This is a genomic window from Microbispora sp. H10836, assembly GCF_012999525.1.
Classification (GTDB): Bacteria; Actinomycetota; Actinomycetes; order Streptosporangiales; family Streptosporangiaceae; genus Microbispora.
The window spans coordinates 1-9,136 of sequence record NZ_JABBWU010000046.1 but is presented as its reverse complement, the minus strand read 5'-3'; the positions used below and the strand labels follow the sequence as shown (position 1 = coordinate 9,136).

Genomic DNA, 9,136 nt, shown 5'->3' with positions numbered 1-9,136 from the left:
CGATGCCATGGCCCATCGCCGCGGTCGGCGGCGCCAGCCGCACCGGCGCGCCATCCAGCAGCACCTCGCCCTCATCAGGCGCGTGAGCACCAGACAAAATCTTGATAAGCGTGGACTTCCCGGCACCGTTCTGGCCGAGCAGGCAGTGCACTTCCCCGGCCCTGACCTCAAGGTCCACGCCGTCCAGCGCACGCACGCCGGGGAACTGCTTGACGATCCCTCGCATCACGAGTAGAGACGCCGAGTCGGATGATGACTTCGGCACAGGAGCCTCCTGAAAAATAGGGACGCGGTTGTGGCCCCGCCCGCCTGACGGCGCCGGTTTGGCACCACCGCGGCGGCACCGAGGTCGGCGTCAACGGTGCCGCTGCGGTCCGGACAGCCGGTCAGGCGGGCGGGACGTTCTTGTGGTGAGGGGAAAGGTACGGTGGTGCTCCCGTCCGCCTGACCGCATGCGCCACGGCCGCGGCACGCGGGATGGGCGGGAGTGCCGGCGGTCAGGCAGGACGGTCAGGCGGACGGGAAGTCTGGCGGGGAGGGGGGACGGTCAGAGGGGACGGGCGGTACGCGGGGACGGAGCGGTGGACACGCGGGTCCGCCGCGAGTGGAGTGGAAGGGGCATCGGGGTTCCTCACGCCCCCCGATGGCTGGGATGTCGGATCGCGATCGCTGTGGGATCTGCCAGCGCTCGTTCGACGACGACTCCGGCCGCTCCGCGCGAGGCGGCGCCGAAGCCGAGGTCGGAGGCGACGAACCGGCAGCGGTCGGCGGCGCCGGTGATGCTCAGGCGGACCAGTTCCCCCTGGGCCGCGGGAATGAGCCGGTCGGCGAGCCTGGCGAAGTAGCCGCCGAGCACGATCACCCGTGGGTTGAAGAGGTTGACCAGGGTGGCGGCTCCGAGCCCGAGCCACCGGCCCACCTCCGCGAGGGCCGCCTCGACGCGGGGGTCTCCTTCGGCGCGCCGCTGCTCGATCTCGGCCAGCCGTTCCTCCGGGTCGCGGACGAGCTGCCGGCCGGTGCCGTACGCGCGGTCGGGTGTGGCCATGCGCACCAGCGCGGCCAGCCCGACCTTGGTCTCCCAGCAGCCGATGCGGCCGCAGCGGCACTGCTCACCGGACGGGTCGACCATGACGTGGCCGACCTCCCCGGCGAACCCGTCCGCGCCGCCCAGTAACCGGCCGCCGGAGATGATGCCGCCGCCGACGCCCACCTCGCCGGTGAGGTAGACCAGGTCGGGCGTGCCCGCCGCGACCCCCGAGGTGAACTCGGCCAGCGCCGCGAGGTTGGCGTCGTTGTCCACGGCGATGGGGATGTCCGCGCGGATGTCGGCCTGGGACAGCCGCTCGGCCACCGCCACCCCGCGCCAGCCGAGATTCGGGGCGACGACGACGGTGCCGGTGGTCGTGTCGATCAGGCCGGGAACGGCCACGGTGATCCCCGCGGGAGCGACCCCGATCCTGTCGAGGTCGGCGACGGTCCTCTCGACCACCCGGGCCAGCTCGTCGAGTGAGCGTTCCGGACTGGAGCCCATGGCGTCGAAGCCGATGCGCCGGTCGGCGAGCACCCTTCCGGCCAGGTCGGTGGCGAAGGCGGCGATGTAGTCGACGTTGACCTCCACGCCCAGGGCGCCGACCCCCGAACCGTCCAGGACGAGCGCGACGCTGGGGCGGCCGACGGAGCCGGCGTGCTGTGGTCCGGTCTCCTTGACCAGCCCCCGTGCCTGCAGCTCGTTCACCAGGCTGGTAACGGTCGTCTTGTTCAACCCGGTCGCGACGGCGACGGCCGACCGCGAGCACGGGCCGTACACGCTCACGTGCCGCAGCACCAGAGCAAGGTTGGAACGGCGCACGGTGGCCTGGTCCGCGGGAACACCCGCGGACCCGCCCCGACTCGGCGAGTCGGTCGTACGGCCGTCGGCCCTGCTGTGGTCCACCGGTCTCCCTCAATTAGTTCGCATGGCTCGCCGAATTAAAGGCAATCCTTCCCTCCAGGCACAAGGGGGTACAGACAGCGATTTGCGTAACGTTCCGGTAACCAGGTCACAAATTGGCGCTGACCTGGGGTGGAACGGAGCGATGCCAACTCGTTACGCGTCGCAGGGGTGCACGTCCGGACATCTGCGTGTTACAACCCTGATTAATTGATCTCAGAGACAAACAAAGGGCAGGTGAGGGCAGAGTGACGTACGAGTCGCACCTCACCCGTCCTTGGGGTGGCTCTCCGCCGGCGGGCCCCGCCGCACTGCGCCGGGCGAACCTCTCGATGGTGCTGCGCGAACTGCGCGACCACGCCTCCCTGTCCCGCGCCGACATCGCCGACGCGACGGGACTGCACCGGGCCACCGTCTCCAGCCTCATGTCCGAGCTGCTCGAACGGCGGCTGGTGCGGGAGCTCGGCGTCGAGCACGTGGGCGCCGTCGGACGTCCCAGGCGGGCGGTGGCGCTGCACGGCGCGCACGTCGGCGCTCTGGGCATGGAGATCAACGTGGACTACATCGCGGTCCACGGCACCGACCTCAGCGGCCGGGTCCTGGTCGAGCGCCGGGTGGTCTTCGACACCATGGGCAGCCGCCCGGACAGCGCGGTGCGCCGGCTCGGGCTCGTGGCCAAGGAGTCCGTGGAGGCGATGGCGCGGGCCGGCGCCGTCCCCGCGGGCATCGTGGTGGCCGTTCCCGGCCTCGTGGACGTGGCGCGCGGCGTCGTGTCGCTCGCGCCGAACCTCTACTGGCAGGACCTGCCCCTGGCGGACCAGCTTTCCGCGATGCTCGGCTCGCTGCGCGTGCCGGTGCGCGTGGACAACGACGCCAACCTCGCGGCGCTGGCCGAGTTCACCTCGGGGGTCGCGGCGGGCACGCCCGACCTGGTCTACCTCACCGGCGAGGTGGGCGTCGGCGGCGGCATCATCTCCGGCGGCAAACTCCTGCGCGGCGCGGACGGCTTCTCCGGCGAGGTCGGGCACCTGCGGGTCGACCCGAACGGCGACCAGTGCGGCTGCGGCCGCATCGGCTGCTGGGAGACCAAGGTCGGGCTGGCCGCGCTCGTGCGCGCCGCCATGCCCGAGCAGGCGTACGGACTGCCCGGCATGCCGGTTCCGGACCCCGGTGAACGAGTGGCCGACATCGCCCGGGGCCTGGCCTCCGGCGACCGGCGCATGATGCAGGCGGTGGCGCAGGTCGGCCAGTGGCTCGGGCTCGGCGGCTCGATCGTGGCCAACCTGTTCAACCCCCGCGTGATCGTGATCGGAGGTTACTTCGCCTCACTGGCCGAGTGGCTGCTGCCGCACGCGCAGGACCAGCTGCAACGGCTCGTGATGGCCGCACCGGCCACTCAGTGCCGGTTCGTCGCCTCGACACTCGGCTTCGGCGCCGCGTCCCGCGGCGCCGCGAGCATGGTGGTGAACCAGATCCTCGACGATCCGACCACGATCATGGATTCATTACCCAGGCCGGCAGCCTACTGACGCTGACGGCCTCCTCAGACCTGGAGTCGGCACCCTCCAGCAACCGAAATATCCGCTTCGACCAAGTGGCAACAAGCGCGGCGGCGCGCGCCTTGCCTGACGTCCCCCCGGTCAGGAAGGGTTTTCCATGACACCACGTTCTCGAACGTGGGCCTGGCCGCACAACGCGGCCCAGCCAAGCGGACGGCGTCCCAGACGTCGTACCGCGGCGACGATGGCTTTCGCCCTCCTCGCCCCCACCATCACGCTCTTCTCGGCGCCGGTGAGCGCCGAGGCCGCCACGGCGGCAGCGGAGCCCGACTTCAAGGTTCTGGTCTTCTCCAAGACCACCGGCTTCCGGCACGACTCGATCCCCGAGGGCATCGCGGCCGTGCAGCAGCTCGGTCAGCAGAACAACTTCGCGGTCGACACGACCGAGGACAGCGCCGCGTTCACCGACGCGAACCTGGCGCAGTACCAGGCCGTGGTCTTCATGTCCACGACCGGCGACCCGGTGACCACGCAGGACCAGAAGGACGCGTTCCAGCGCTACATCCAGAAGGGCGGCGGCTACGTGGGTGTCCACGCCGCCGCCGACAGCGGATACAACTGGGCCTGGTACGGCAAGCTCGTCGGTGCGTACTTCAAGCAGCACCCGGCGATCCAGCAGGCGACCGTCAAGGTCGAGGACCCTGCGCACCCGTCGACCAAGGGCCTGCCGACCAACTGGGTCCGTACCGACGAGTGGTACGACTACCAGACGAACCCGCGTGGCACGGTCCACGTCCTGACGTCGATGGACGAGAAGTCCTACACCGGCGCCACGATGGGCGCCGACCACCCGAACACCTGGTGTCAGGACTACGACGGCGGCCGTTCGTGGTACACCGGCCTCGGCCACCAGAAGCAGAACTTCAGCGAGGCCAACTTCCTGAAGCTGCTGCTGGGCGGTATCAAGACCGCCGCCGGCGCTGAGAAGGCCGACTGCTCGGCCTCGCAGAGCACCAGCTTCGAGAAGGTCACCCTCGACGACAACACGTCGAACCCGATGATGATGGACATCGCCAACGACGGCCGCGTGTTCTACGTGGACCGGCTCGGCGAGGTCAAGATCATCAAGCCCGCCGGTGGCACGGTCACGGCCGCGAAGCTGAACGTCTTCACGGCCAACGAGAGCGGTCTGCTCGGGATCACCCTCGACCGCGACTTCGACACCAACAAGTGGGCGTACCTCTTCTACTCGCCCACGGGTGAGAACGTCGACCGGCTGAGCCGGTTCACGGTCACCGGTGACACGCTGGACCTGGCGAGCGAGAAGAAGATTCTCGACGTCCCGGTGCAGCGGGCCGAGTGCTGCCACCACGGCGGCGGCATGCTCATGGACCACAAGACCGGCGACCTGTGGCTGGCGACGGGTGACAACACCAACCCGTTCGCTTCCAACAGCTACACGCCGATCGACGAGCGGTCGGGCCGTGCGGCCTGGGACGCGCAGCGTTCCTCGGCCAACACCAACAGCCTGAGCGGCAAGCTGCTGCGAATCCACCCCGAGGCCGACGGCACCTACACCGTCCCGGCCGGCAACCTGTTCGCTCCGGGCACCGCGAAGACCAAGCCGGAAATCTACGGCATGGGCTTCCGCAACCCGTTCCGCATGGGCATCGACCCCAAGACGGGCAACATCATGCTCGGCGAGTACGGCCCCGACGCCAACTCGGCGAGCGCCACCCGGGGTCCGCAGAACACGGTCGAGTGGAACCTGATCTCCAAGCCGGGCAACTACGGCTGGCCGTACTGCATCGGCAACAACACCCCGTACATCGACTTCGACTTCGCCACCAACCAGTCGGGTCAGGCGTTCAACTGCGCCGCGCCGGTCAACGAGTCGCCGAACAACGACGGACTGACCAACCTGCCCCCGGTGATCCCGGCCACGATCTGGTACCACTACCAGGCCAACACCACCTTCCCCGAGCTCAGCGGCGGTGCGCCGATGGGCGGCCCGGTCTACCGCTACAACGCCGACCTGAAGTCGAACGTGAAGTGGCCGGCGTACTGGGACGGCAAGGCCGTCTTCGGTGAGTGGAACAACAACCAGATGTGGTCGTTCCAGCTCGACGAGAACGGCACCAAGCTCGTCGAGATGAACCGGATCCTCTCGTCCCTCAGCTTCAAGAAGCCGATGGACATGAAGTTCGGCCCCGACGGCGCGCTCTACCTGATCGAGTGGGGCTCCGGCTTCGGCGGCGACAACGCCGACTCCGGCATCTACCGCATCAACTACATCAAGGGCAACCCGCTGCCGGTCGCCCACGCCACGGCGGACAAGACCGACGGCCCGCTCCCGCTGACCGTCAAGTTCTCCAGCGAGGGCAGCCGCGACCCGGACGGCCAGGCGCTCACCTACGCCTGGGACTTCGACGGTGACGGCAAGACCGACTCCACCGAGGCCAGCCCCACCTTCACCTACGAGAAGGCGGGTGAGTACAGCGCGGTCCTGACCATCAAGAACGAGGAGGGCGAGACCGCGACCGCCAACGTGGTCGTCGTCGCCGGCAACAACCGGCCCACGGTCAAGGTGAACGTGCCGCCGAACGGCGCCTTCTTCGAGTTCGGCGACCAGGTGAAGTTCACGGTCACCGTCACCGACCCCGAGGACGGCACGATCGACTGTGACAAGGTCAAGATCCAGGCGATCCTCGGTCACGACAGCCACGGCCACCCGCTCGACCAGCTCAAGGGCTGTGAGGGCACCCTGCAGACCCAGCAGGCGGGCCACGGCGAGACCGACAACCTGTTCTACGTCATCGAGGCCAGCTACGCCGACAAGGGCAACGGCGACGCTCCGTCGCTGACCGGGCGGGGCGAGGTGCTCCTGCAGCCGAAGCGCAAGCAGGCCGAGCACTTCACGCAGACCGGCCGGGTGACCGGCGGGGTGGGCACGGACGCCGCCGGTGTCGAGGCCGAGAACACCTCCGACAGCGCGGGCGGCGCCAAGCACATCGCCTTCGTCCAGGACGGCGACTGGTGGTCCTTCGACCCGGTCAACCTGACGAACATCAGCGCTATCCGGCTGCGCGCCTCCTCGGGCGGGGCCGGCGGCACCGTGGAGATCCGTGCAGGCGACCCGAACAACGGGACGCTGATCGGCTCGGCGGACATCGCCCCGACCGGCGGCTGGAACACGTTCAAGGACGTCACGGTCAACCTGAACAACGTTCCGACGACCAGCGGCCCGCTCTACTTCGTCGTGCGCAAGCCGGCGAGCGCGGCCAACGACGCCTACCTGGTCAACTTCAACTGGGTCGACTTCATCGGCAAGGGTGCCACGGAGAACGAGCGTCCGATCGTGACCGTGACGGCGAACCCGACCACGGGCATCGCTCCGCTGAAGGTCGACTTCACCTCGACGGCCACCGACGCCGAGGGCGACCCGATCACCTACAAGTGGGACTTCGGGGTGAACGGCTCGCCGCAGCCGACGACGGCCAACGCGAGCTACACCTACACCGCGCCGGGCAACTACACCGCCGTGGTGACCGCGTCCGACGACAAGGGCGCCTCGTCCACCGCCAAGGTCGAGATCAAGGTGAACGCGCCGGCCACGGTGTGCTTCTCCGGCCGCTCCGACGACTTCCTGGGCACCCAGCTCGACCGTGACCGCTGGTCGGTCATCCGGGAGAACCAGGACCTGCGCGTCGCCGACGGCAAGCTGATCATCCCGACCTCGACGACCGACATCTACCAGACGACCAACAACACGCCGAACATCGTCGTGCAGCCGGCTCCCTCCGGTGCCTGGACGGCCACGGCCAAGCTCACGCTGAACGCGCAGGACGCGTACCAGCAGGCGGGCCTGATCATCTACGGCGACGACGACAACTACGCCAAGATGGTGCTGCAGGGCCGGTCGACCAACGGGTCCAACCACGCCAACCGCATCTTCCAGTTCATCCGGGAAGACCAGGGCAACCCCAACGAGGTGACGGCGAGCAACACGGCCCAGCTCGGGGACGCCTACCCCGACACGGTGTACGTGCGGTTCATCAGCGACGGCACCAACATCACCGCTCACTACTCGTCGGACGGCAGCAACTTCACCGCGATGTCCGAGACCAAGCCGCTCGCCGGGATCACCAACCCGAAGATCGGCCTGATCTCGCTGGCCGGGGCCAACCACCCCGTGGTGGACGCCGCCTTCGACTGGTTCCACATCACGCCGGACGACAAGGCGACCGGCCCGAACCCGGACGACGACTTCAACGGCACCTCGCTCGACAACTGCCGTTGGGACTCGATCGTCCGTCCCGACCCGACCACGCTGCGTGTGACGGGCGGCAACCTGGAGATCGACACCACCACAGGTGACATCTACGGAACGCCCAACGGCGCTCCGAAGAACTTCATCCTGCAGAAGGCGCCGAGCGGCGACTGGACGCTGGAGACCAAGGTCGACGGCTCTGCTCTCAGCGAGCAGTACCAGCAGGGCGGCCTGATCGTCTACGGCGACGACGACAACTACGTGAAGTTCGACTTCCTCACCACCAACACCGCAGGGTCGACGGTGGCGCGGACGATCGAGCTGCGCAGCGAGGTCGGCGGCACCGTGCAGAACCCGCAGCCGCAGGTCGCCAACCGCACCACCGGCGTGTGGTGGCTGCGCCTGAAGAAGGTGGGAGACAGCTTCACCGGCTCCTACTCCTCCGACGGCACCACCTGGACCGACCTGGCCACCAACGGCACGGTCACCCCGGTGAAGAACAGCGCCGTGGCGGACGCGTCGAAGGTCGGCGTCTACACCATCGGCACCAACCAGGGCGCGTCCAAGACGGTCAAGTTCGACTACTTCAAGCTGACCAAGGCGGGTAGCGAGGACAAGACCGCTCCGGTGACGACGGCGACGACCGACCCGGCGCAGCCGGACGGCGGCTCGTTCACCGGCCCGGTCACGGTCACGCTGAAGGCGGCCGACGAGGCCGGCGGCAGCGGGGTCGCCAAGACCGAGTACTCGCTGGACAACGGCGACTGGACGGCGTACACCGCTCCGGTGACCGTCTCGGGCGAGGGGCAGCACCAGCTGCGCTACCGCTCGACCGACAAGGCCGGGAACACCGAGGAGATCAAGACGCTCTCGCTGACGATCGCCGCGGCTCCCTCGGCGGAGGTCAAGCTGACCGTGACGGCCGCTCCGCGCTGCATCGGCAGCTCGGTGTACCTCGCCGTGACGGCGGTCAACGACGGCGACGCGCCGGCCACGATCGAGCTGAACACCCCGTTCGGCAAGAAGACCGTGGCGGACGTGGCTCCGGGCAAGCAGGCCTACCAGTCCTTCAACACCCGGACCGCCCAGATCGACGCCGGCAAGGTCACCGTGACCGGCACCGCGACGATCAACGGCAAGCAGGTCACCTCGTCCTACGACGCGGCCTACTCCGCGGCCAGCTGCGGCTGACCGCACCGGCGGTGACCACGGTCCCCACGACGAGGACACCGCCGTAGCTCAACCGGGGCCGGCCGGCCGAACAGCCGGCCGGCCCCGCCCCTCATAGATGGAGCGAATGATCACATGAAAATCAACAGGACCACGCAGGTGCTCGCCGCGTCGGTGCTCGGCCTCACCCTCGCCGGCGTGGCCACTCCCGCGCTGGCCGACGACCCCGGCAGCGGCATCGACGTGTCGGTGAACATCGAGCCCACG

At 68.9% G+C, this 9,136-nt stretch carries 4 protein-coding genes; 2 read left to right on the top strand and 2 right to left on the bottom strand.

The window, feature by feature from the left end:
• Together HHX30_RS40095 and HHX30_RS40090 are read right to left on the bottom strand one after the other, a co-directional pair.
• Positions 1 to 265 (bottom strand): ATP-binding cassette domain-containing protein (locus HHX30_RS40095; protein ID WP_311923059.1); only part of this gene is annotated, 265 nt, incomplete at its 3' end.
• Positions 266 to 631: 366 nt separating this feature from the next.
• Positions 632 to 1,933 (bottom strand): ROK family transcriptional regulator, encoded by a 1,302-nt coding sequence (locus tag HHX30_RS40090; protein WP_311923058.1) that lies wholly within the window; start codon positions 1,931 to 1,933, stop codon positions 632 to 634.
• Between the two features lie 245 nt (positions 1,934 to 2,178).
• Between HHX30_RS40090 and HHX30_RS40085 the strand changes: the two genes are divergently transcribed.
• Positions 2,179 to 3,459: an ROK family transcriptional regulator gene (locus HHX30_RS40085; RefSeq protein WP_169989173.1), complete on the top strand. Its 1,281-nt coding sequence runs from the start codon at positions 2,179 to 2,181 to the stop codon at positions 3,457 to 3,459.
• Positions 3,460 to 3,673: 214 nt separating this feature from the next.
• Positions 3,674 to 8,890, top strand: a complete 5,217-nt coding sequence (locus HHX30_RS40080) for a ThuA domain-containing protein (protein WP_169989172.1) — start codon at positions 3,674 to 3,676, stop codon at positions 8,888 to 8,890.
• Positions 8,891 to 9,136 lie beyond the last annotated feature (246 nt).

Bases quoted from the DNA above. Each gene is read 5' to 3' on its own strand.
- HHX30_RS40080 (WP_169989172.1), top strand. From the start codon at position 3,674: ATGGCTTTCGCCCTCCTCGCCCCCACCATCACGCTCTTCTCGGCGCCG.